The organism is Mycolicibacterium rutilum, from assembly GCF_900108565.1.
Classification (GTDB): Bacteria; Actinomycetota; Actinomycetes; order Mycobacteriales; family Mycobacteriaceae; genus Mycobacterium; species Mycobacterium rutilum.
Map to the genome: position 1 here is coordinate 5,583,002 of NZ_LT629971.1, position 23,900 is coordinate 5,606,901.

Here is a 23,900-nt window from a genome sequence, read left to right on the forward strand (position 1 = left end):
CGCTACCGTAACCTACGTACCCGTAGGTTACTAGCCAGTAAACCTCAGACATCGAGCACACAATCGCCCGACGCGGCCGATACACAGGTCTGTACCCGGCTGCCGGGCTCGTGCTCCACCCCGGTCCGCAGGTCGCGTACGTGGCCGTCGAGCAGGCCGACGACGCACGACTGGCAGATGCCCATGCGGCAGCCGAACGGCATCCGCACACCCGCCTGCTCCCCCGCGTCCATCAACGGCGTCGCGGCGTCGACGTCCACGGTCTTGCCGCTGCGCGCGAACTCCACGGTGCCGCCCGCACCGTGCACGGCGGTCTTGGCCACCGCGAACCGCTCGAGGTGCAGGTTCTCGGCCAGGCCCTGATCGGACCAGGCCCGCTGGGCGGAGTCGAGCATGCCTTCGGGACCGCACGCCCACGTCTGACGCTCGCGCCAGTCGGGCACGTCGTCGGCCAGCCGCGCCAGGTCCAACCGGCCCTCGGTGCGGGTGGCCCGGACCTGCAGCCGGTAGCCGGCGTGCGCGGCGGCCAGCTCGCCGAGCTCGGCGGCGAACATCACATCGGATTCGGTTGGGGCGGAATGCAAGTGGACGATGTCGGTGATCTGGTCACGACGGGCCAGCGTGCGCAGCATCGACATCACCGGCGTGATGCCGGAACCGCCGGTGAGGAACAGCACCTTGGCCGGCGCCGGGTCCGGCATCGTGAAATTGCCCTGCGGCGCGGCCAACCGCACCACCGTGCCGGGGGCCAGCCCGTCGACCAGGTGCGTCGACAGGAACCCCTCGGGCATGGCCTTGACCGTGATCGTGATCGTGCGACTGGTCCGCGACGGCGCCGAGGTCAGCGAGTAGGACCGCCACCGGAAGCGGCCGTCGATCTGCACGCCGATGCCGATGTACTGGCCCGGCTCGTAGTCGAAGGTGAACCCCCACCCCGGCTTGATGACCAACGTCGCCGAGTCCTCGGTCTCACGCCGGACGTCGAGCACCCGGCCGCGCAGTTCGCGCGCCGACCACAGCGGGTTGGCCAGCTTGAGGTAGTCGTCGGGCAGCAGCGGCGTGGTGATCCGCTGCGCCAGCGTGCGCAGGGCGTGCCAGCCCGGATGCTTGTCCGCCCCGACGACCGTCGGCCGGAGAGTGTCGGCGACATTGGCCGAGACTTTGATGTGATTCTTGGCCATGGAAACCTACGGTACCGTAACCTACGCTCCCGTATCCACCCCAGATCAGAGCAGTTCCAGCAGGAACGCCAGCTCCTGCGGTGCGTACCAGGCCAGGTCGTGGTCCTGCGCGTCACCAACGACGAACTCGGCGTCCTCGTCGCCCAGGTCGGCGTCGTCGACCGCGTCGACGGCGGCCAGCACCGCCGACTCGGCCTCGGCGTTGTCGACGTAGGCCGCGATCACATCGTCGAACGCGACCGCGCCTGCCAGCCGCACCACGGCGGCGTCGAGATCGGGTCGCAGCGTCACGTCGTCGGCCTCGGCCTCGAGCACCGCGCGCCGCGGCGGCAGCTCACCGGCGCCCTCCCCACCCAACAGTCGAAGCGACGCCAGCGCCGCCTCGCGCCGCGCCACCTCCGCGAGCTCCTCGTCGTCGCCTTCGGCGTAGGACTCGCGCAGCGCCGGTGTCACGGCGAACGCAGTGCCGCTGCGGGCGTGCAGCGCCCGGTCGGCGACGAGCTGTTGCAGCATGGCCAGGGTCGCCGGGATGTAGACGCGCACCAGGCGAGGTTAGCCGTCCGCGCCGCTTCCGCTCGCCGGGTCCTTCTCGACCGAGATGATGAAGTCGTCGCCGTGTTCGATGACGCCGTGGATGACCGCGCTGTCGACGGCCTCCTCCGCGTACTTCTTGCGCACCACCAGCGGGTCGCGGCGCAGATCCCGCACCAGCGCCACCGCCAGGCCCACCATCACCAGGACGAACGGCAGCGCCGCGATGATCGTGATGGTCTGCAGGCCGGTCAGCGCGTCCTCCCCGCCGACCAGCAGCATCACCGCCGCGACGGCACCGGTCGCCACGCCCCAGAAGATCACCGTGCTGCGGCTGGGTTTGATGGTGCCGCGCTCGGACAGCGAGCCCATCACCACCGACGCGGCGTCGGCACCCGACACGAAGAAGATCGCGACCAGCACCATCACCAGCACGCTGGCGATGGTCGCGATCGGGTAGTTCTCGAGCAGCCCGAACAGCTGGGCCTCGATGCTGCCCTCGCCGGCGAGGTCGATACCGTCCTGCTGCTGGCGGATCGCCGACCCGCCGAACACCGCGAACCAGACCAGCGACACCAGGCTGGGCACCAGCAGCACACCGGCGACGAACTGACGGATGGTGCGGCCCCGCGAGATTCGCGCGATGAACATCCCGACGAACGGGGTCCACGACACCCACCACGCCCAGTAGAAGATCGTCCACGACTGCAGCCACTCGTTGACGTCGGCACCTTCGGCGCCGGTGCGCGCGGACATCATCGCGATGTCGGCCAGGTAGCTACCCAGCGAGGTCGGCAGCAGGTTGAGGATGAAAACCGTTGGGCCGACGACGAATACGAACAGCGCGAGCAGCACGGCCAGCACCATGTTGATGTTGGACAGCCACTGGATGCCGCGCGCGACACCCGACACCGCCGACAGCACGAACGCGACGGTCAGCACCGTGATGATCACGACCAGGATGGTGTTGCCGGTCTCGCCGATGCCGCCGACGATCTGCAGCCCACTGCGAATCTGCAAGGCGCCCAGACCAAGTGAGGCAGCGGATCCGAACAGTGTGGCGAAGATCGCCAGCATGTCGATGACCTTGCCCCACGGGCCGTTCGCCCGCGACCCGATCAGCGGTTCGAACGCCGCGCTGATCAGCTGCAGCCGGCCCTTGCGGTACACGCCGTAGCTGATTGCCAGGCCCACCACCGCGTAGATCGCCCACGGATGCAGCGTCCAGTGGAACAGCGTGGTGGCCATCGCGTTCTGCACGGCGTCGGGATTGTCGGCCGGGCCCGTGCCGGGCGGCGGCGTCGCGAAGTGCGAGAGCGGTTCGGCCACCCCGAAGAACATCAGGCCGATCCCCATGCCCGCGCTGAACATCATCGCGACCCAGGACACGCCGTTGAACTCGGGTTCCTCGTCGTCGCGGCCCAGCGGGATGGACCCGTACCGGCCGATCGCCAGCCACAGGGTGAACACGACGAACCCCGAGGCGGTCAGCACGAACAGCCAGCCGGTGTTGTCCATCACCCAGGTCAGCGCGTTGCCGGAGGCGGTGGCCAGCGACGCGGTGCTGACGAACCCCCACACCAGGAACGCGATCGCGATGACGGCGGTGACGCCGAAGACGATCCAGTCGATCCCCCGCGACCGGAAGGCCTCGGATTCGACCGGCTGGTCGAGGACCGGATGGGGTACCACGTCGCTCGATGGTGACTTGAATGCCCGTTCGGCTGCGCGGGCTGTCGGACTCTTCTCGTTCTCAGGGCGCACAGTCATGGTGGACCAATTCGACCCCCTAAGCGGTTCGCCCGTCAATCCGGCAAACGCACGGACCGCTCTACTTCGCGGCTTCGAGCAGCTCCTCCAGCGATTCGCGCAGCAGATCGGGCAAAACGTCGACATCGCTCATCGCGTCGCGGTCGGCGTTGATGCCGTAGTAGACCGTGCCGTTGTACGACGTCACCCCGATCGCCAGCACCTGGTTGTGCAGCAGCGGCGGCACCGCGTACGTCTCGAGAAGTTTGGTGCCCGCGATGTACATCTGGTGCTGCGCGCCGGGCACGTTGGTGAGCAACAGGTTGAACTGGCGCGCCGAAAACGTCGTCGCGACACGGATTCCCATCGCGTGCAGGGTCGGTGGGGCGAAACCCGACAGCGTCACGATCGTTCTGGCGTCGACCAGGCTGGCCGCGGTGGACGCCGACTCGGTGGCGTGGGCGATCTGCGACAGCCGCACCACCGCGTTGCCCTCGCCGACCGGCAGGTCGACCAAGAACGGGGACACCTCGCTGATGGCCTGGCCGGGTCCGGTCGCGTCGAGTTCGGCGTCGGGGTACACCGACATCGGCGCCATCGCCCGCACCTTCGTCGACGACGTGACCGGCTCGCCGCGCGACATCAGCCAGTTGCGCAGCGCACCGGCCACCACGGCCAGCACGACGTCGTTGACGTCGCAGTCGTAGCGCGCCCGCACCTTCCGGTAGTCCTCCAGCCGCCCGCCGGACACGGTGAACCGCCGGTTGCGCGAGACCGTGGTGTTCAGCGGGCTGTTGGGGGCGGTGCCGCGCGCGACGGTGCGTGCCACGTCGACGACCCGGCGGCCCACGTCGACGAGCTGGCCGGCGTTGGTGGCGATGTCGACGACGGCCGAGCGCACCGCGCCGAACTGTTCGGCCGGGCGCATGATCCACTCGCCCACCGCGCCGAGCAGCAGCTGGCGGTCGCTGGGCTCGCGCAGCGGGATCCAGATGTCCTCACCGAACTCCGGCGGCTTCTGCGTCCGGTCGGCGATGACGTGGCCGATCTCCAGCGCCGTCATCCCGTTGACCAGCGCCTGATGCGACTTGGTGTAGATCGCCAGGCGGTTCTTGGCCAGGCCCTCGATCAGGTACATCTCCCACAGCGGCCGCGACTTGTCCAGTGGCCGGGAACCGAGCCGCGCGATCAGCTCGTGCAGCTGGGCGTCGCTGCCCGGCGACGGCAGCGCCGAGCGCCGGATGTGGTAGGTGATGTCGAAGTCGGGGTCGTCGACCCACACCGGCCGCGCCAGCCCCAGCGTCACCTCGCGCACCTTCTGCCGGTAGCGCGGGATCTGCGGGAGCCGCTGCTCGACGGTGGCGAGCAGCGTCTCGTAGCTCAGCCCGCTGCGGGGCTTGCGCAGGATCGACAGCGTCCCGACGTACATCGGGGTCGCGCTGTTCTCCAGGTGGTAGAACGCCGCGTCAGCCGCCGACAACCTGGTGACCATCGCGGTGCCAGCCCTCCCCCTGATCATCGCGGTTCCGCCGCGAGTGTCGCAGACCCCGCCACGCTAGCCGCCGACCCTGGGTCCCCGCATTGCGGGTGCAATGAACCCCCTGCCAATCATGCGATCATGAAGGGGTCTGTGACTCTCCGGCAGACGCGTCCCGTCACGCCGATCAGCTGGAGAACACCCGTGAGCGCTTCCCGGACCGATCCGTCCGCCGCCGAACACCCGCCCACCGCGGTCGTCGCCCCGGTCATCGACTTCGAGCCGCCGCCGCTCGGGATGGCCGCCTGCTCCCCGCCGACCCCGACGGCACTGCGGCGCCGCAGCCCCGCAAGCGGTCGGGCGCCGCGTCAGGAGCATTTGCAGCGCGCCGCCCCGGCACCGGTGTCCGTCGCGCGGTCCGCGACCGTGTTCGCCGACGCGGCGCTGCGCCGGGTCCTCGAGGTGATCGACCGACGGCGCCCGGCCGCGCAGTTGCGCCCGCTGCTGGTGCCGGCGCTGACCGAGCACGTGCTCGCCCTGACCCGCTGTCCGCAGTCGGCGGCGGCCACGCTGCGCCGGGTCCGGTTGCGCATGGTCGACGCTGACGACAGCCCCGCCGCCGAGGTGTTCGGCACCTACAGCCGCGGGCCGCGGGTGCGCGCGATCGCGGCGCGCATCGCCTACGACGGGCACCGCTGGCGCGTCACCGCTCTGCAGATCGGCTGACCTAGCCTTGACCGCATGGCAGACACGGTCAGCGTGCAGCGGGTCATCGCGGCGCCCGCCCCGGCGATCTTCGCGTTACTCGCCGACGCCGCACAGCATTCCGCGTTCGACGGTTCGGGGACCGTCGACCATGCGCCCGGTGGCGCGCAGCCGCTGGCGCTGGGCGCCCGGTTCGGCATGTCGATGCGGGGGCGGCCGGAATCGCTGTTCCTGCCGTACCGCACGACCAACACCGTCGTCGAGTTCGAACCCGACCGGCGCATCGCGTGGAAGACCACGATCGGCCCGCTGGGTCTGATCGGCGGGCGGATCTGGCGCTACGAACTCGAACCCGCGCCCGACGGCACGCTGGTCCGCGAGACGTGGGACATCTCCGAGGACCGGCAGCGCCTGCTGCTCAGCAGGGGGTCGATGGCCACGCAGGCGCAGGACGGCATGCGCGCGACGCTGGAACGCCTCGCGGCACTCCTCGAGCCCTAGGGCTCAGCGCCTGCGCATCGCCTTCGCGTCGCGGGCCTGCTGGCGCGCGGCCTCACGGCGCTCCTTGCGCGTGGTGCCCGGCGCTGCCGCATGACGCGGACCGCCGCCGCCGTTGGAGCGCTGCACCTGCGTCGAACCGTCCTCGGACGGGCCGGAGTACGTCAGCGGCCGCGACTCGTCGTCGTCGATTCCCTTGGCGCGCAACGGTGCCGGACGCTCCTTGGTGGCCACCGCGCCCTGTCCGCCGTCCTGCGCCTGTGCGGCAGCGGATTTGGCGAACTCGGCCAGCCCCGACGGTGTCGCGACCGGAGCGACCGCCGGTGCCGGTGCCGGCTCGACCGTCACGTTGAACAGGAAGCCGACCGACTCCTCCTTGAGGCCCTCGAGCATGCCGATGAACATGTCGTAGCCCTCGCGCTGGTACTCGACGAGCGGATCGCGCTGCGCCATCGCGCGCAGGCCGATGCCCTCCTTGAGGTAGTCCATCTCGTAGAGATGCTCACGCCACTTGCGGTCCAGCACGTTGAGCAGCACGTTGCGCTCGAGTTGGCGCATCGCGCCCTCACCGGCGATCGCCTCGATCTCCTTCTCCCGCTCGGCGTACGCCCGCTCGGCGTCGGCGATCAGCGCCTCGAGCAGTTCGTCGCGGGTCAGCTCGCCGGGCTCACCGACCGCGTCGGAGTCGATCAGGTCGTGGTGGTCGATGCCGACCGGATAGAGCTGCTTGAGCGCGGTCCACAGCTGCTCGAGGTCCCAGTCCTCGGAGTAGCCCTCGGCGGTCGCGCCGTCGACGTAGGCGGTGATCACGTCGACGAGCATCTTGCGGGCCTGCTCGGCGAGGTTCTCGCCCTCGAGGATGCGGCGGCGCTCGTCGTAGATGACCATGCGCTGCTTGTTCATCACTTCGTCGTACTTGAGGACGTTCTTGCGGACCTCGAAGTTCTGCTGCTCGACCTGGGTCTGCGCGCTCTTGATCGCGCGGGTCACCATCTTGGCCTCGATCGGCACGTCGTCGGGCAGGTTCAACCGGGTCAGCAGCGCCTCGAGCGTCGCGCCGTTGAACCGTCGCATCAACTCGTCGCCGAGCGACAGGTAGAACCGCGACTCGCCGGGGTCGCCCTGGCGGCCGGAGCGGCCACGCAGCTGGTTGTCGATGCGGCGCGACTCGTGGCGCTCGGTGCCCAGCACGTACAGCCCGCCGACCGCGATCACGTCCTCGGCCTCGCCCGCCGCTTCGGCCTTGACCTGCGGCAGCACCTCGTGCCAGGCCTTCTCGTACTCCTCGGGCGTCTCCACCGGGTCGAGGCCCTGCGCCCGCAGGCGCTTGTCGACCAGGAAGTCGACGTTGCCGCCGAGCACGATGTCGGTGCCGCGGCCGGCCATGTTGGTGGCGACGGTGATCGCGCCGAGCCGGCCGGCCTCGGCGATGATGTTCGCCTCCTGCTCGTGGTACTTGGCGTTGAGCACGTTGTGCGGGATGCGCCGCTTCTGGAACTGGCGGGACAGATACTCCGAGCGCTCCACGCTGGTGGTGCCGATCAGCACCGGCTGACCCTTCTCATAGCGCTCGGAGACGTCGTCGACCACGGCCATGTACTTGGCCTCTTCGGTCTTGTAGATCAGGTCGGACTGGTCGGCGCGGATCATCGGCATGTTGGTCGGGATGCTGACCACGCCGAGCTTGTAGATCTCGTGCAGCTCGGCGGCCTCGGTCTGGGCAGTACCGGTCATGCCGGCGAGCTTGTCGTAGAGCCGGAAGTAGTTCTGCAGCGTGATCGTGGCCAGCGTCTGGTTCTCGGCCTTGATCTCGACGTGTTCCTTGGCCTCGATGGCCTGGTGCATGCCCTCGTTGTAGCGCCGGCCGACCAGCACACGGCCGGTGAACTCGTCGACGATGAGCACCTCGCCGTCGCGGACGATGTAATCCTTGTCGCGCTGGAACAGCTCCTTGGCCTTGATCGCGTTGTTCAGGTAGCTGACCAGCGGCGAGTTGGCGGCCTCGTAGAGGTTGTCGATGCCGAGCTGGTCCTCGACGAACTCGACGCCCACCTCGTGCACGCCGATGGTGCGCTTGCGCAGGTCGACCTCGTAGTGGACGTCCTTCTCCATCAGCGGCGCGAGCCGGGCGAACTCGGTGTACCAGTTCGAGGCGCCGTCGGCGGGTCCGGAAATGATGAGCGGGGTGCGGGCCTCGTCGATGAGGATCGAGTCGACCTCGTCGACGATCGCGTAGTTGTGGCCGCGCTGCACCAGGTCGGCCAGCGAATGCGCCATGTTGTCGCGCAGGTAGTCGAAGCCGAACTCGTTGTTGGTGCCGTAGGTGATGTCGGCGGCGTAGGCGGCGCGCCGCTCGTCGGGGGTCAGGCCGGACAGGATGACGCCGACCGACAAGCCGAGGAAGCGGTGCACGCGACCCATCTGCTCGGCGTCGCGCTTGGCCAGGTAGTCGTTGACGGTGATGATGTGCACGCCGTTGCCGCTAAGGGCGTTCAGGTAGGCGGGCAGCACGGCGGTCAGGGTCTTACCCTCACCGGTCTTCATCTCGGCGACGTTGCCGAAGTGCAGCGCCGCGCCGCCCATCACCTGGACGTGGAAGTGCTTCTGGTTGCGCACCCGCCAGGACGCTTCACGCGCGACGGCGAACGCCTCCGGCAGCAGGTCGTCGAGGCTTTCGCCGCCGTCGACCCGCTTTTTGAACTCGTCGGTCTTGGCCCGCAGCTCGGCGTCGGTGAGCTTCTCGATGTCGCCGGCCAGTGAGTCGACGTAGTCGGCCACCCCGTGCAGGCGCTTGACCATGCGGCCTTCACCGAGACGCAGCAACTTTTGCAGCACGCTATATCCCCTATGGGTTGGAAGTCTTCAGCTGCACCCATGGTAGGTGACGTGCCTGAAAGCACGGTCCCGCTCCGGCGTGCGCGGCGGAAAGCGAAACCGGCCCGGCTCGGATGAGCCGGACCGGTCTCGGAATCAGGTTCTGCGGGTCAGGCCAGCCGGATGAGGCCGTAGTCGTAGGCATGCCTGCGGTACACCACGCACGGCCGGTCGGTCTCCTTGTCGTGGAACAGGAAGAAGTCGTGGCCGACCAGTTCCATCTGCGACAGCGCGTCGTCGACGGTCATCGGGGTGGCCGGGTGTTCTTTGACGCGCACGATCCGGCCCGGCGCGTGCTCGTCGAGCGGGGCGCTGTCGTGTTCCTCGACGGCCGTCGTCTCCACCGGCGGGGTGGTGATGGCGGTGGCTTTGGCGACCGACACCGGGGTCTTGTCCCCGTAGTGGATCTTGCGGCGGTCCTTGCTGCGGCGCAGCCGGTTCTCCAATTTGCTGACCGCGGACTCGAATGCGGCGTAGAAGCTGTCGGCGCAGGCCTCTCCGCGAACCACGGGGCCGCGACCGCGCGCGGTGATCTCCACGTGCTGACAGTTCTTGCGTTGACGTCGGTTGCGTTCGTGGTCGAGCTCGACGTCGAAAAGGTAGATGGTGCGGTCGAATCGTTCCAGGCGTGACAGTTTCTCTGCGACGTAGGTGCGGAAGTGGTCGGGGATCTCGACGTTGCGGCCGGTGACCGCGACCTCGGCGCGCGGCCGGGTTTCGGGTGCTTCGTCCTCGATCACCATGGTGCGGGAGTCCAGGGATTGGCTTGACATGCTTGGCAACTCGTTTCTTTGGCGTCCGCACGCTTCAGCGTGCCCGGGTTGTCGTGGGAGTCGCACCGACGTGGCATGCATGTCTCGCCGCTCGCCGCTCGCCGGTGCAAGGTGTCGACTACTCACCTCCTACCGCTCGCGGGCGATGTTGGCGCTTCGATCCTGAGCGCCGCCGTGAGTCATTCACGGGTGTTGGTGCCGACGGTAGTCCGAGTTCACCCCGTCGTGCCACTAATTCGACGACCCGTTTTCTGTTCTTCACACAGGTTTGATAGTGGGGTGACCGCGGTGCAGGTCAGGCGTTCGCCACAACCAGCACGGCCGCCACGCGTGTCCCACGGGTTTGCAGGACGCGGACCGATTCGGCGGCGGTCGCGCCGGTGGTGACGATGTCGTCGACGACGAGCACCTCGCCGCCGACCGCGCGCAGCGCCTTGATGCGCCCGGCGATGTTGCGCTGCCGGTCCGCGGTCGACAAGCCGACGGAGTCGGCGACGAACGCGCGGGTCCGCAGCGCGGCCGCGACGGTGACACCCGGCAGGCCCGCGGTCGCGGCGCGGGCGGTCCTTGCCACCGGGTCTCCCCCGCGCCGGCGCGCCGCCCACGCTCGCGTCGGTGCGGGCACCACCGTCAGCGGTGTGTCGAGCAGTCCCCAGGTCAGCAGGTGCAGCAGGCCGGTGCGCAGCGCGCCGGCCAGCACGGGGATCAGGTCGGCGCGGCCGTGCTCCTTGACCGCAACGACGGCCCGCCGCCGCGGCCCGGCGTAGCGGCCCAGCGAGAAGACCGGCACGCCGGGGTCGAGCCGCGGCGTGACCAGGTGCGGTTCGTCGGCGCGCACCGTCAGCGCGGCGGCACAGTCACCGCACCACCGCGTCGAGGGGGCGCCGCAGCCGCCGCACTGCAGCGGCAGGATCAGATCGAGCATGCCCGCAGTGTCGCGCCACGGTCCGACATCCGCGGCCTGTGCGTGTCAGCCGCGGACGATCGAATCGCCCTGCACCGAAACGGTTTCGGTCTGCAGCGGTCGGCTGGCCGGGCCCTTGGCCACCGACCCGTCGAGGTTGAACCTGCTGCCGTGGCAGGGGCACTGGATGAGACCGTCGGCGACCTTGTTGACCGCACAGCCCGCGTGGGTGCACGTCGTCGAGAACGCCAGGAACTCACCCGCCGTCGGCTGCGTGACCACGACCTCGTCGACGATCACCCCGGCGCCGACGGGCACGTCGGAGGTCTTGGTGAGCACGTTCGCCGCGGCGGTCGAGCCGGTCGGCGTGTCCGCCGGTGGCGCCTCGGGCTTCTTGCCGTAGGTGCTGCATGCGGCGAGCGTGGTCGCCGCGGCGCCGAGTCCGGCGCCGATGAGGAAGTGTTTGCGGTCCATGGCGTTCCTGTTCTCAGAGCGTGATGCCGGACGTCTGGAAGAACCACAGGGCTGAGGTCAGCCAGACGTACACCAGGCCGAAGAACAGCAGTCCCCCGGCGATCGGGATGACCCATCCTCGCAGTCCCCGCCGGGTCAGCAGGATCATTTTGGTGACGAAGACGCCGTAGAAGAAGCATCCGAACAGCGAGTGGAAGAACACCCGGCCGTCGGTGTCGCCGAACCCGAGCGCGTAGAGGCAGTGCACCGCGACGGGCACGCTCGCCAGCACGGCCAGCCGTCCCGACCACACGTGCGCGGGGCCGATCCACGCCGGGACGCGCCCGGGCGTCAGCCGGTACATGACGAACGCCGACACCAGCTGGAACAGCGCCAGCGCCAGCGCCAACGTCGCCAGCCACGACTTGACCGCGGTACCGCTGGAGAATCCGGCGATGTTAATCGAGAAGAACTGCGGCTCATGGAGTTTGGCGAAGACGCCGAGCCCGACGGCGACCAGCGCGCCGATCGCCACGGCGATGAGCATCGCGGTGTCCGCCGGCGCGCCCGCCCTCAGCCGTTCGGTGGCGGTGTCAGTCAAGCCGGAGTCAGTCATTGCCGTCGCCGTTCACCCGCACGGCGCTGACGGTGCGCCCGCCGATCACCGACGTGCCGTCGGCGGACAGCTCGGGTGCGGGCTTGGTCGAGCCGTCGATGCTCTTGAGCACGCCGGTCACCGCGCCGGCCGAGTCGACGATCCAGCTGCTGCGCAACCCGACCTCGTCGTAGACGTACAGCCCCGCCGGCGACTGGGCGGCGGGGGCGGTGAAGTCCCATCGCTTCTGCCCGATCCACAGGGTGCCGACGACGGTGTCGTCGCGCAGGCGGCCCTCGAGGCGGCTGGTCTTGTCCTGGCTGGCCAGGCTGACGGCGCCGTTCACGGCGTTGCCGCGCATCCAGGACTCGACGGCGTTGCCGTCGCAGGCGTACGCGACGGCCTTCTGCCCGTCGACGGAGACGTCGAGCGTGATGACACCGGCGGCGGTCGGGATCTTGCCGATGTAGTCGGCCTTGGCGGGGAACACCGGCGCGGGTTTCTGAGCGGGTTTCTCGGCGGGCTTCGGGGCGGGCGCCTGCGCGGACGACGGCGCCGGGCTCGCGACGCGCGCGGCCGGTGCCGGCTCCTCGTTGGCGACGTTGACGAACCACATACCGGTCCCGACGGCGGCGGCCGCGCACAACGTGACGAGTGGACCGCGGATCTTCATGTTCGACTCCTGGCTGCTTCAGCGGCGCCCGGTGGCGTCCGTTGACCAGCACGACGAGTCACCGTCGAAGAAGGTTCAACCAGTCGGCTCAGCCGGGCAGCACCGGTTCGGCGCGCGGCACCATCAGCGGCCGCACCTCGGCCCACGCCGGATCGTCCTCGGCCGCCGACCCGGACAGCTGCAGCACGCCGCGGGCGTCGGCGACGTACACCGTCGACGGGTTGGCCGCGACGGTGGTGACCGGCATCGCCAGGTTGCGGCTCGGGCCGTCGGAGTTGACGCCGTCGAGGTTGACGTAGGAGACCGGGTGCTGCGGGTCGGTGCGGCTGACCACGATGTCGTCGCCGGTGCGCCAGGACAGCGACACCACGGTGTTGCCGAGGCCGTAGCCCAACCGGCGCGGGTAGGTCAACGCGAACCCGCCGCCCGCGGTCTGCTCGACGCCGGCCAGGATCACCTGCCCGTCGATCACCATCGCGGCGCGGGTGCCGTCGCGCGACAACTGCAACTCGGTGATGACACCGGGGAACCGACTCGACACCGGCGTCAGGTCGACGGGGATGCGCGCGGGCTGCCCCGAGGCGTCCTGGATGACGCGCACCACGTTGTTGCCGTCGACCACCACCCACACCGCGTGGTCCAGCGACCAGCTGGGCCGCGACAGGCTGCGGGCGTCGAGCGCCTGCGACGCGTCGCCGCCGAGCGGACCGACCCACAGCGACGACGCCATGTCGGGCGCTCCCGGCCGCAGCGTGACGATCGAAGCGACCTCCTGACCGGTGCGCGACACCGCCGCCGCGGTCTGGTCGGGCATCTGGCCGAACGGCCCCGGCACCCGCGGGGTGCGCTGCCCGTCGAGCGCGACCAGCGAGCCGGCCACCAGCGCGTGCAGCCCGGCGGCCGCGCCCGAGGCCGCGCCCGGGTCGGTGGCCGCGACGTTGGTGGTCTCCCACCCCTCGGCGAACCGGTCGTCGAGGGCGGCGCCGTCGGCGTTGATCACATAGGGGCCGTTGATCCCCGCCCGGTTCAGCGTCCAGATGAGTTGCGCCGCGAGCAGTTGCCTGCTGTGCGGATCGGTGGTCGACAGGTTGTCCAGGTCGATCCTGGCGCCGCCGTAGCCGCGGCCCACACCCATCTTGCCGCCGTCGGCCCGCGTCACCGGGCCGCGCAGCTTCAGCGGCGGGCCCAGCAGGTTGCGCACCGTGTTGGCCATCTCCGGGCGCGGCCCGGCGATCAGCTTGCTGACCAGTTCGGTGGCCAGCTGGTCGGGGTCGGACACCGCGACGTACCGCGGGTCGGGCACCACGGTGCTGCCGGTCGGGTCGACGAAGTACAGGGTGTTGCGCTTGTAGGTCGCCTGGAACTGCTGCCAGTCCAGGAACACGCCGTTGGGCAGTTTGTCGATGCGCCAGCCGCCGGGGGTCTTCACCAGTTCGATCGGCCCGGGATCGGGCAGCGCGCCCTCCCCGGTCTCGAACACGCCCATGTCCGACAGCGAGCCGAGGATGTCGGCTCGCATGGTCACCGAAACCCGTTCGGGCGTGCGGGTCTCGACGAACACCACGTTGTCGATCAGCAGCGCGCTGCCCGCGTCGTCCCAACCGCTGGAGGCCGATTCGGTCAAGAACTGGCGGGCGGCCAGGTGCCGGTTCGCGGGATCGGCGGTGGCTTTGAGAAATTCGCGCAGCAACACGTCGGGGTCCATGCCGGGCGTCGGCTTGGGCAGGCTGGGCGGCGCGGGGCGGTCGACGGTGCCGATCGCCTGCGGCGCCGACGAACTGGGCACGCCAGCGCACCCGGTGAGCGCGAACATCAGCAGCGCCGCGACCGCCGACACCAGGCGTTTCACACGCTCTCCTGCGCGTGCTCGCGGTCGCGGCTGGAGCGCGGAACATCCTCGGGCTCAACGGGTTTCATCGGCAGCGGGCTGGTGGTGACCTTGTGGCCGCGCACCAGCGGCAGCGTCAGCCGGAAGCAGGCGCCCTTACCGGGCTCTCCCCACGCCTCCAGCCGGCCCTGGTGCAGCCGGGCGTCCTCGATGCTGATCGCCAGGCCCAGGCCGGTGCCGCCGGAGCGCCGCACCCGCGACGGATCCGATCGCCAGAACCGGCTGAACACCAGCTTCTCCTCACCCGGGCGCAGCCCCACCCCGTAGTCGCGGACCGTGACCGCGACGGTGTCCTCGTCGGCGGCCATCCGGATGCGGACCGGCTTGTGTTCGGCGTGGTCGATGGCGTTGGCGATCAGGTTGCGCAGGATCCGCTCGACCCGCCGCGGGTCCACCTCGGCGATCACCTCGGTGGCCGGCATCTCCTCGATCAGCTCGATGTCGGCGTCGGCGGCGAGGTGGCCGACGTTCTCCAGCGCGCTCTTGACCGTCGACCGCAGATCGACCGACTCCACCGACAGTTCGGCGACACCGGCGTCGTGCCGCGAGATCTCCAGCAGGTCGTTGAGCAGCGTCTCGAACCGGTCGAGTTCGCTGACCATCAGCTCGGTCGACCGGCGCAGCGCGGGGTCGAGGTCGTCGCTGTGGTCGTGGATCAGGTCGGCGGCCATCCGCACCGTCGTCAGCGGGGTGCGCAGCTCGTGGCTGACGTCGGAGGTGAACCGGCGCTGCAGGTTGCCGAACTCCTCGAGCTGGGTGATCTGGCGGTGCAGGCTCTCGGCCATGTCGTTGAACGAGACGGCCAGCCGCGCCATGTCGTCCTCGCCGCGCACCGGCATCCGCTCGGTCAGGTGGCCTTCGGCGAACCGTTCGGCGATGCGCGACGCCGACCGCACCGGCAGCACGATCTGGCGGGCCACCAGCAGCGCGATCGCGGCGAGCAGCCCGAGCAGCACCACCCCGCCGGTGGCCATGGTGCCGCGCACCAACGCGATCGTGGACTCCTCGTTGTTGAGCGGGAAGATCAGGTACAGCTCGAGGTTGGTCACCGACGACGACGTCGGGCTGCCGACGATCAGCGCGGGCCCGGAGAAGCTGTCGGTGTGCACGGTCGCGTACTGGTAGCTGACCTGCCCGGCCTTGACGAATTCGCGCAGCGCCTCGGGCACCTGCTGCACCGGGCCCGCCGCGGTGGCCGCGCGGGGCCCGTCGCCGGGCACCACCAACACCGCGTCGAACGTCCCGGCCAGCCCGGGCCCGGCATCGGCGGTGCGGTCGATGAGCGTGTTACGCGCCAGCTGCAGGCTGCTGTCCAGCGAGCGGGTCTCCTCGCCGCCGACGATCCCGCTGACCGTGGTGCGGGCGCGGTCGATCTCCTCGGTGGCCGCGCGCACCTTCACCTCGAGGATGCGGTCGGTGATCTGGCTGGTCAGCACGAAGCCCAGGACCAGGATGACGGCCAGCGACAGGCCCAGCGTCAGCGAGACGACACGCAGTTGCAGGGACCGCCGCCAGGCGAGGCTCAATGCCCGGCCGAGTGCGCCCAGACCGCGCACCAGCGGCGCCGAACGCCGGTGGATGCGCCGCCTCGAACTGAAGATCACGGCGACCGCCGAGCGCCAGAACCATACTCGGTCACCAGGACGGTGAGACCGTCAGGGGTCACGGAGGTCCGGCCTTGTATCCCACTCCTCGAACGGTCAACACCACCTGCGGGTTCTCCGGGTCCTTCTCGACCTTGGCCCGCAACCGTTGAACATGCACGTTCACCAAACGGGTGTCCGCGGGGTGACGGTACCCCCACACCTGTTCGAGCAGCACATCACGAGTAAACACCTGACGCGGTTTGCGCGCCAACGCCACCAACAGGTCGAACTCAAGCGGTGTCAGCGAAATCTGCTCGCCCTGCCGGGTGACCTTGTGGGCGGGCACGTCGATGTCGACGTCGCCGATGGACAGCAGCTCGGCAGGCTCGTCCTCGTTGCGCCGCAGCCGGGCCCGCACGCGCGCGACGAGTTCCTTCGGCTTGAACGGCTTCATCACGTAGTCGTCGGCGCCGGATTCCAGGCCGAGCACCACGTCGACGGTGTCGGTCTTGGCGGTGAGCATCACGATCGGCACACCGGAGTCGGCGCGCAGCACGCGGCACACGTCGATGCCGTTCATGCCGGGCAGCATCAGGTCGAGCAGCACCAGGTCGGGCCGCAGCTCGCGCACCGCGGTGAGCGCCTGTGTGCCGTCACCGATCACGGCGGTGTCGAAACCCTCTCCGCGCAGCACGATGGTGAGCATCTCGGCCAGCGAGGGGTCATCGTCGACAACCAGAATCCTTTGCCTCATGGTGTCCATGGTGTCACCGAAATGCGATAAACCCCGGCTACCACGCAGGGCGTTTCGCGTGTTGACCGGCAAGCCCGCCGGATCCCGCCGTCACAGGTCGTGTTCGGCGGGGTCGGCGCCGCCCGATATCTGCTGCAGCCGCTGCAGGTCGACCGGGTGGATGTCGCCGCGGCTGGCCACGCTCTCGGTCAGCAGCCGGACCTGGGTGCGCAGCGCGGGCACGTACTCGTCGCGGCCGACCGCGCGGGCGTGCTCGATCAGCATGTGCAGCACCCGCAGCAGCGTGGCGACCACGTGCGGCTGACTGAGCGACGTCTGCCGGATCTGGTCGAACGCGTGCCGGACGTACTCCTCGTGCGACAGGTCCCACGGCCGCAGCAGCACCCGCCCGTCGGCTCCGGCCACCGACTGCGGCGGCATGTCGCGGGCCAGCAGCCGACGCATCAGGCTGCCCAGTCGCAGCACCACGTCGGCGGCCGTCGTCGGATCGTTGACCGCCGGGCTCAGCGCGCGCAGTGCGATGTCGACGAGCTGGCGGATCCCGAAGTCGATGTCCTGTTGCATGGTCCGGATGTCGGCGACCTCGACGGTCGCCAGCAGTCGGCGTTCGACGCGGGCCGGATCGGGCGGCTTGGGCCACAGCGTCATCAGCACCTCGCCGCGATGGATGTAGGCCCCGGTGCGCGTCTCGAGCCGCACCACCGTCGCCGGCGGCACCGCCGCGAGGATGTGCCTGCTGCCCGACTGGGTCACCCACCCGTCGGCGGCGGCGTGCACGGCGAGGTGGTCCTCGGCGATGGGGTCCTTGCCAGTGTGGTCCGGCGGGTTTGGCGCCGGTGTCTCCGCGCGGGTCTCGCGCGCCTGTTCGTCGATGACCTCGTCGGCCTCGGCGGCGATCGTGCGGACCACCTCACCGACCTGCAGTCCGTAGGCCAACCGGTTGAGGTAGGCGATGATCAGCAGCACCGTCGCGACCGCCAGCACGATCGCCGTCGTCATCGACACCCGCGGCGCGTTGGAGGTCGGGTCGCCGCTGATGTGGCGCAGCGTCAGCACGCAGAACACGAACGTCGCCACCAGCGATCCGATGACAAGTTGGCTGACCCGGTCCCGGATGAACGACCGCATCACCCGCGGTGAGAACTGGCTGCTGGCCAGCTGCAGGCTCACCACCGTCAGCGAGAACACGACGCCCGCGGTGGTGATCGTGGCGCCCGCGACGGTGCTCAGCAGCCAGGTGGCGGCGTTGCTGTTCATCTCCACGGTCAACGGCAGCGAGGTGTCGACGCCCACCACGTCGTCGAGGAACGCGGTCACCTCGGCCAGCACCACCCCGGCCACCAGGACGAGGGCGGGCAGCGCGAACAGGCGCTCGCGGAACCGGTACAGCGCCGTGGAGGTCCACAGCGCCGATGACGGGACGCGGCGCACCATGCCGCCCGGTTACCCGGGCCTGCCGGGAACTATCCGGCCAGTTCGGCGGCCAGCGCCGCGGGGTCGACGTCGGGGCCTGCGACCTTCCACTCCCCGCACCAGCCGGCGGCGGCCAGAGCGGCGTAGACGTCCGAGGTGCGCTGCTGCAGGCCACCGTCGCGCTCGTAGGCGTCCTTGGCGCGGTCGGCCTCGGTGTTGGCGCGGTGTTCGGCACGCGCGGCCGCCAGTTCGGTCGGCACCGCGAGCAGCACCTGCCAATCGGGTGTCGGCAGTGCCAGCCGGTCGTACTCCAGGGTGCGGACCCATTCGACGACCGGCCCGTCGACGCCCTGGTGCAGCCGGGCCGCACTGTAGGCGGCGTTGGACGCCACATAGCGGTCGAGGATGACGACGTCGTATTCGCTTGCCAGAGAATTGATTTCGGCTTTGGCGCCGGATCGGTCGAGGGCGAACAGCACGGCCATCGCGTAGACGGACTCGGCGAGGTCGCCGTGGGCGCCGTGCAGCGCCTCGGCGGCCAGGTCCGCTTCGAGGGAGCGGTGATACCGCGGGAACGCCAGGCTGGTCACCGATTGACCGGCGGCCTCGAACGCGGTGCGCAGCCCGTCGGTCAAGGTTCGTTTGCCCGCGCCGTCGACGCCCTCGATCACCATCAGCACGCCGGAAGCGTAACGGCCCGCCGCGATGAGTTCCGGCACCGGCGACAGTCTCTTTTCCGACGGACCCCGTTCCCCGATCACCAGGAGACACGATGACCACGCACGCGGTCGGCACGCGCGACCAGTGGCGAGCCGCCTACGAGCGCCAGCTCGCCGAGGAGAAGGAGTTGACCCGGCGGGCCACGGAGCTGGCCCGGACACGCCAGGAACTGCCGTGGGTGCCGGTCGACAAGCGGTACCTGTTCGACACCACGGCGGGTCCGCGCACGCTGGCCGATCTGTTCGACGGCCGTTCGCAGCTGATCGTGCGGCACTTCATGCACGGGCCCAAGACCCCGGAGGGCTGCCCGGGCTGCACGTTCGAGACGGACAATCTGGTCGGCGCGGTGCCGCACCTCGCGCACCGCGACGTGACGTTCGTGCTCGCGTCGCGTTCGCCGTTACCGGTGCTGACCGCCTACAAGGAACGGATGGGCTGGGACGTCGAGTGGGTGTCGTCGGGCGAAAGCGACTTCGACGCCGACTTCTTCGGATACATGCACGTGCCAACGCCGCGAAGGGATTTCGGGTCGGGCACCGGCAGCATGCTCGACGTGATGGAGCTGATGGCGCTCAGCTGCTTCGCGCTCGAGGACGGCGTCGTCTACCACACGTACTCGACCTACGACCGCGGCACCGAAGCGCTGAACGCGACGTGGCAGCTGCTGGACCGCGCACCCAAGGGACGTGGCGAGGACTTCTCGGACTGGCCGCGCAAGCGCGACGAGTACCCGGCATAGGCCGGCTGGAGGATCGCTGCGGGCATGCTGTGAAAGTCCTTGCGAGCGGGCGCATCAGCGCACGGCGGGACGCACACTGGCAAACGACCGTAGCCCTCTCGACCAGGAGATCCGTGATGCCAAGTACCCGTGCCGTACGCCGAGTGTCGATGTTCGTGTCGTCATCGCTCGCCGCCACAGCGGCGGTGATCGCCCTGTCGCCGTTGGCCAATGCCGAACCCCCGAACTGCACGAGCGCCGACCTCGAGGGGGTGCGGGCGGGGGTGGACGCGTCGACGTCGGCCTACCTGTTCACCCACCCCGACCTCAACGGCTTCATGAGCACGCTGCAAGGCCTGTCGCGCGAGCAGGTGGCCGACCGGACGACGGCCTGGCTCAGCGACCATCCGCAGGAGAAGGCGGAGATGGCGGGCATCCGGCAGCCGCTGCTGGATCTGAAGAACCGGTGCGGCGCCATCTCCTGAACACCGAAACTGCGGACAGATGGCGATGATTCGCGATCTGCCCGCAGTCTCGGATGGAACTCAGTAGCGGTAGTGCTCGGGCTTGTATGGGCCCTCGACGTCGACGCCGATGTACTCCGCCTGCTCCTTGGTGAGCTTGGTCAGCGTGCCGCCGAGCGCCTCGACGTGGATGCGCGCAACCTTCTCGTCGAGGTGCTTGGCCAACCGGTACACCGCGTTGTCGTACTCGTCGTTCTTGGTCCACAGCTCGATCTGCGCGATCACCTGGTTGGAGAAGCTGTTGCTCATCACGAATGACGGGTGACCCGTCGCGTTGCCCAGGTTGAGCAGCCGGCCCTCGGACAGCACGATGATCGACTTGCCGTCGTCGAAGATCCACTGGTCGACCTGCGGCTTGATGTTGAGCTTCTTGGCGCCCGACCGCTCGAGGGCGGCCATGTCGATCTCGTTGTCGAAGTGGCCGATGTTGCCCAGGATGGCCTGGTCCTTCATCGCCCGCATGTGCTCGAGGGTGATGATGTCTTTGTTGCCGGTCGAGGTGATCACGATGTCGGCCTGGCCGATGCCCTGCTCGACGGTGACGACGTCGAAACCGTCCATCAGCGCCTGCAACGCGTTGATCGGGTCGATCTCGGTGACCGCGACGCGCGCGCCCTGACCGGCCAGCGACTCCGCGCAGCCCTTGCCCACGTCGCCGTAGCCGCAGATCAGCACCTTCTTGCCGCCGATCAGCACGTCGGTGCCGCGGTTGATGCCGTCGATCAGCGAGTGCCGGGTGCCGTACTTGTTGTCGAACTTGCTCTTGGTGACCGAGTCGTTGACGTTGATCGCCGGGAACGGCAGCTCACCGGCGGCCTCGAACTGGTACAGCCGCAGCACGCCGGTCGTCGTCTCCTCGGTGACGCCCTTGACCGATTCGGCGATCTTCGTCCACTTGGTCTTGTCGGTCTCGAAGCGCTCCCGCAGCACGCCCAGGAACACCTTCCACTCCGCCGGGTCGTCGTCCTCGGCGGGCGGCACCACGCCCTGCTTCTCGTACTGCGCGCCGCGCAGCACCATCATCGTCGCGTCCCCGCCGTCGTCGAGGATCATGTTCGCCGGCTCGCCCTCCCAGGTGAGCATCTGCTCGGCGGCCCACCAGTACTCCTCGAGCGTCTCGCCCTTCCAGGCGAACACCGGGACACCCTTGGGCTCCTCGACGGTGCCGTGGTGGCCGACGACGACGGCCGCGGCCGCGTGGTCCTGGGTGGAGAAGATGTTGCAGCTGGCCCATCGAACTTCAGCACCGAGGGCCGTCAGCGTCTCGATCAGCACCGCGGTCTGCACGGTCATGTGCAGCGAGCCCGAGACGCGGGCCCCCTTCAGCGGCTGCACGTCGTGGTACTCGTGGCGCAGCGCCATCAAGCCCGGCATCTCGTGCTCGGCCAGCCGGATCTCCTTGCGGCCGAAGTCTGCCAGCGACAGGTCGGCCACCTTGAAGTCGATCCCGTTGCGGGAGTCGGCCTTCAACTCGGTCATGTAGAGCCCCTATTCGTTCGTCATTGCTTTTGGGCGCACGAACGCACGCATCGGCGACGTTCATGCGAAACCCCCAGCCTGCGGGCTCGCGGGACAGGCGCTCGTGCGCTCTGACAGCTACGGGGTATCGATAACACCGTAGCGTTCGGCGAACGGCGTCATCAATCTGGCCAGGTCACGGGCCACGTCATGATCGGCTTCCGGCGGCATCGACACGTAGCTCATCGCCAGCCGGACGATCGCCCTGGCCAGCACGCCGGCGTCCTCCTCGCTGGCCTTGACCCAGCTGTCGATGAACGTCGCGGTCAGCCGCTGGCTGCAGTGCGTGATGATCGGTCCGCTGTCGGTGGTGATGAGCTGCAGCAGATCGGGTTTGGCCTCGCCGGTCAGCAGGGAGATCACCAGCGGGTCGGCGGCCGATTCGGTGAAGAAGTCGCGGAAGCCCTGCAGGAACGCCGCCTCGACGTCGCCGACGTTGCCGTCGATTGCGACGTCGATCTGGTCGACGAGCCGGTCGGCCAGCCGCATCGCGTAGGCCTGCGCCAGGCCCTGTCTAGAGCCGAACTCGTTGTAGATGGTCTGCCTGCTGATCCCGGCGGCCTTGGCCACGTGCGACAGTGTGATCGCCGACCAGTCCCTGCTCAGCAGGAGCTCGCGCATGCCGTCCAGGATGGAGTCGCGCAGCAACACTCTCGACGCCTCGGCGTACGGGATGCGCGGCGCGGTCCGTCGCGGACTGTTCACAGCGGCGAGACTAGTCGTCACGGACGGGCGATCTCGACCATCTCGAAGTCCGACTTCGCCGCGCCGCAGTCCGGGCAGCTCCAGTCGTCGGGGATGTCGTCCCAGCGGGTGCCCGGCGCGATGCCGTCCTCGGGCCAGCCCTTCTCCTCGTCGTACTCGAATCCGCACTGCACGCAGATGAACAGCTTGTAGTCCATCGCTCTTCCTTTCTCTGTCTCATGTCGACCCTGCGTCAACGAATTCAGGCGGGTTCGAAGTCGACCTTCTCGCGCACCGCGCAGTCCGGGCAGGACCAGTCGTCGGGGACCTGGTCCCACGGCGTGCCGGGCGGGAAACCTTCGCGCGGAGCGCCTTTGGCTTCGTCGTAGACGTAGTCGCAGCCGGGGCAGCGGTAGGCGGCCAATGCTCAGGCACCCCGCTCTTCGCGCAAGCGCTCATCGCCCGCTCCGTAGCGAGCCACCACCTTGTCCCGCACCCGGGGGTGGATGTTGACCCGGCTGAGGTCGCCGTCGTAATGCTCGAGCACGCGGTGGTCCATCACCTTGCGCCACAGCGGCGGGAAATAGGTCAGCGCGATCATCGACGCATAGCCGCTGGGCAGGTTCGGCGCGCCGTCCATGCTGCGCAGGGTCTGGTAGCGCCGCGTCGGGTTGGCGTGGTGATCGCTGTGCCGCTGCAGGTGATACAGGAACAGGTTGGTCACGATGTGGTCGGAGTTCCAGCTGTGCACCGGGGCGCAGCGCTCGTAGCGGCCGCTGTCGAGCTTCTGCCGCAGCAGGCCGTAGTGCTCGAGGTAATTGACCGTCTCGAGCAGCGTGAAGCCGAAGATCGCCGAGATGACGATGTAGGGCAGCAGCGCCCAGCCGAACACCGCGATCAGCACGCCGTAGAACACCGCCGACATCGCCCACGCGTTGAGCACGTCGTTGGACCAGTGCCACTTGCTCTTGCCCGCGCGGTCCAGCCGCTTCGCCTCCAGCTCCCACGCCGACTTCAGCGACCCGAACACGCTGCGGGGCAGGAACTCCCAGAACGTCTCGCCGAACCGCGCCGACGCCGGGTCCTCCGGGGTGGCGACGCGCACGTGGTGGCCGCGGTTGTGCTCGATGTAGAAGTGGCCGTAGCAGGTCTGCGCCAGCGTGATCTTGGCCAGCCAGCGCTCCAGCGAGTCCTTCTTGTGCCCCATCTCGTGCGCGGTGTTGATGCCGACCCCGCCGAGCAGGCCGACCGACAGCGCCAGGCCGATCTTGGCCGGCCAGCCCAGCCCGCCGTCGAACCCGAGCCAGCTCAGGTCCGACGCGGTGAACAGGTAGGCGCCGACGACCACGCTGGCGTACTGGAACGGGATGTAGAGGTAGGTGCAATAGCGGTAGTACTTGTCGTTTTCGAGGCGCTCCATCACTTCGTCGGGCGGGTTCTGTCCGTCCGGGCCGAACTTCAGGTCCAGCGCGGGCAGCAGGATGTAGAGCAGGATCGGGCCGATCCAGAACGGCACCTGCGCCGCGACGTGCCAGCCCCACTCGTTGAACGCCCAGACCAGCGGCAGCATCACGAACAGTGCGGTCGGGGCGATCAGGCCCATCAGCCACAGATAGCGCTTCCGGTCGCGCCACTGTGCGATCTCCATCTCGGACATCTGCATGGTCATCGCCAGCCTCCTG

At 69.1% G+C, this 23,900-nt stretch carries 24 protein-coding genes; 4 read left to right on the forward strand and 20 right to left on the reverse strand.

All coding sequences use genetic code 11. The features are described 5' to 3' along the window. Positions 1-44: 44 nt before the first annotated feature. The 4 genes from BLW81_RS27190 to BLW81_RS27205 form a co-directional block, all read right to left on the reverse strand. The gene (locus BLW81_RS27190; RefSeq protein WP_083409888.1) at positions 45-1,181 is read right to left on the reverse strand and encodes a ferredoxin reductase; all 1,137 of its coding nucleotides are present in this window, start codon (positions 1,179-1,181) and stop codon (positions 45-47) included. 45 nt (positions 1,182-1,226) lie between these two features. After that, complete coding sequence (locus BLW81_RS27195; protein ID WP_157898009.1) at positions 1,227-1,727, reverse strand: DUF6912 family protein; 501 nt, start codon at positions 1,725-1,727, stop codon at positions 1,227-1,229. A gap of 6 nt (positions 1,728-1,733) precedes the next feature. Then, positions 1,734-3,482, reverse strand: a complete 1,749-nt coding sequence (locus BLW81_RS27200; RefSeq protein ID WP_083409890.1) for a BCCT family transporter — start codon at positions 3,480-3,482, stop codon at positions 1,734-1,736. Positions 3,483-3,543: 61 nt separating this feature from the next. Continuing rightward, the gene (locus BLW81_RS27205; RefSeq protein WP_083409891.1) at positions 3,544-4,953 is read right to left on the reverse strand and encodes a WS/DGAT/MGAT family O-acyltransferase; all 1,410 of its coding nucleotides are present in this window, start codon (positions 4,951-4,953) and stop codon (positions 3,544-3,546) included. 189 nt (positions 4,954-5,142) lie between these two features. Here BLW81_RS27205 and BLW81_RS27210 point away from each other — a divergent pair, with 189 nt between their 5' ends. Together BLW81_RS27210 and BLW81_RS27215 are read left to right on the forward strand one after the other, a co-directional pair. Next, positions 5,143-5,664 (forward strand): Rv3235 family protein, encoded by a 522-nt coding sequence (locus tag BLW81_RS27210; protein ID WP_083409892.1) that lies wholly within the window; start codon positions 5,143-5,145, stop codon positions 5,662-5,664. Between the two features lie 15 nt (positions 5,665-5,679). Then, positions 5,680-6,144, forward strand: a complete 465-nt coding sequence (locus tag BLW81_RS27215; RefSeq protein WP_083409893.1) for an SRPBCC family protein — start codon at positions 5,680-5,682, stop codon at positions 6,142-6,144. Between the two features lie 3 nt (positions 6,145-6,147). On the opposite strand, the gene secA is transcribed toward BLW81_RS27215, so the two are convergent. The 11 genes from secA to BLW81_RS27270 form a co-directional block, all read right to left on the reverse strand. Further along, positions 6,148-8,976 (reverse strand): preprotein translocase subunit SecA, encoded by a 2,829-nt coding sequence (gene secA, locus BLW81_RS27220; RefSeq protein WP_083409894.1) that lies wholly within the window; start codon positions 8,974-8,976, stop codon positions 6,148-6,150. Between the two features lie 149 nt (positions 8,977-9,125). Beyond that, positions 9,126-9,788, reverse strand: a complete 663-nt coding sequence (gene hpf, locus BLW81_RS27225; RefSeq protein WP_083409895.1) for a ribosome hibernation-promoting factor, HPF/YfiA family — start codon at positions 9,786-9,788, stop codon at positions 9,126-9,128. Positions 9,789-10,083: 295 nt separating this feature from the next. Beyond that, entirely contained in the window at positions 10,084-10,713 is a 630-nt protein-coding gene (locus tag BLW81_RS27230; protein WP_083409896.1) for a ComF family protein, read from the reverse strand. Between the two features lie 45 nt (positions 10,714-10,758). Beyond that, positions 10,759-11,166 carry a QcrA and Rieske domain-containing protein gene (locus BLW81_RS27235; RefSeq protein WP_083409897.1) on the reverse strand — a complete coding sequence of 136 codons (408 nt, stop codon included), beginning with the start codon at positions 11,164-11,166 and terminating at the stop codon, positions 10,759-10,761. 13 nt (positions 11,167-11,179) lie between these two features. Further along, positions 11,180-11,761 (reverse strand): DUF6529 family protein, encoded by a 582-nt coding sequence (locus BLW81_RS27240; protein WP_083409898.1) that lies wholly within the window; start codon positions 11,759-11,761, stop codon positions 11,180-11,182. Continuing rightward, positions 11,754-12,413 carry a hypothetical protein gene (locus tag BLW81_RS27245; RefSeq protein ID WP_083409899.1) on the reverse strand — a complete coding sequence of 220 codons (660 nt, stop codon included), beginning with the start codon at positions 12,411-12,413 and terminating at the stop codon, positions 11,754-11,756. Before BLW81_RS27245 ends, BLW81_RS27240 begins: the two co-directional genes overlap by 8 nt. A gap of 88 nt (positions 12,414-12,501) precedes the next feature. After that, on the reverse strand, positions 12,502-14,262 hold the full coding sequence (gene lpqB, locus BLW81_RS27250; protein WP_083409900.1) for an MtrAB system accessory lipoprotein LpqB: 1,761 nt from the start codon (positions 14,260-14,262) through the stop codon (positions 12,502-12,504). Further along, positions 14,259-15,905 carry an MtrAB system histidine kinase MtrB gene (gene mtrB / locus BLW81_RS27255; RefSeq protein ID WP_083409901.1) on the reverse strand — a complete coding sequence of 549 codons (1,647 nt, stop codon included), beginning with the start codon at positions 15,903-15,905 and terminating at the stop codon, positions 14,259-14,261. Before mtrB ends, lpqB begins: the two co-directional genes overlap by 4 nt. A 58-nt stretch (positions 15,906-15,963) precedes the next feature. Beyond that, positions 15,964-16,650 (reverse strand): two-component system response regulator MtrA, encoded by a 687-nt coding sequence (mtrA, locus tag BLW81_RS27260; RefSeq protein ID WP_069415918.1) that lies wholly within the window; start codon positions 16,648-16,650, stop codon positions 15,964-15,966. An 81-nt stretch (positions 16,651-16,731) separates the two neighbouring features. Further along, a complete protein-coding gene (locus tag BLW81_RS27265) occupies positions 16,732-18,075 on the reverse strand; it encodes a DUF2254 domain-containing protein (RefSeq protein ID WP_083409902.1) in 1,344 nt (447 codons plus the stop codon). A 29-nt stretch (positions 18,076-18,104) separates the two neighbouring features. Next, entirely contained in the window at positions 18,105-18,734 is a 630-nt protein-coding gene (locus BLW81_RS27270; RefSeq protein WP_083410856.1) for a dTMP kinase, read from the reverse strand. Positions 18,735-18,826: 92 nt separating this feature from the next. On the opposite strand from BLW81_RS27270, the gene BLW81_RS27275 reads away from it, so the two are divergent. Beyond that, complete coding sequence (locus BLW81_RS27275) at positions 18,827-19,513, forward strand: DUF899 domain-containing protein (RefSeq protein ID WP_083409903.1); 687 nt, start codon at positions 18,827-18,829, stop codon at positions 19,511-19,513. 149 nt (positions 19,514-19,662) lie between these two features. Beyond that, complete coding sequence (locus BLW81_RS27280) at positions 19,663-19,977, forward strand: heme-binding protein (RefSeq protein WP_235632361.1); 315 nt, start codon at positions 19,663-19,665, stop codon at positions 19,975-19,977. A gap of 60 nt (positions 19,978-20,037) precedes the next feature. Here BLW81_RS27280 and ahcY read toward each other — a convergent pair whose 3' ends face one another. The 5 genes from ahcY to BLW81_RS27305 form a co-directional block, all read right to left on the reverse strand. Beyond that, complete coding sequence (ahcY, locus tag BLW81_RS27285; RefSeq protein ID WP_083409905.1) at positions 20,038-21,495, reverse strand: adenosylhomocysteinase; 1,458 nt, start codon at positions 21,493-21,495, stop codon at positions 20,038-20,040. A gap of 117 nt (positions 21,496-21,612) precedes the next feature. Continuing rightward, positions 21,613-22,260: a TetR family transcriptional regulator AlkX gene (gene alkX, locus BLW81_RS27290; RefSeq protein ID WP_083409906.1), complete on the reverse strand. Its 648-nt coding sequence runs from the start codon at positions 22,258-22,260 to the stop codon at positions 21,613-21,615. Continuing rightward, on the reverse strand, positions 22,257-22,436 hold the full coding sequence (locus BLW81_RS27295) for a rubredoxin (RefSeq protein WP_083409907.1): 180 nt from the start codon (positions 22,434-22,436) through the stop codon (positions 22,257-22,259). Before BLW81_RS27295 ends, alkX begins: the two co-directional genes overlap by 4 nt. 44 nt (positions 22,437-22,480) lie before the next feature. Then, positions 22,481-22,642 (reverse strand): rubredoxin, encoded by a 162-nt coding sequence (locus BLW81_RS27300; protein ID WP_083409908.1) that lies wholly within the window; start codon positions 22,640-22,642, stop codon positions 22,481-22,483. Between the two features lie 3 nt (positions 22,643-22,645). Further along, positions 22,646-23,887: an alkane 1-monooxygenase gene (locus BLW81_RS27305; protein WP_083409909.1), complete on the reverse strand. Its 1,242-nt coding sequence runs from the start codon at positions 23,885-23,887 to the stop codon at positions 22,646-22,648. Between the last annotated feature and the right edge of the window lie 13 nt (positions 23,888-23,900).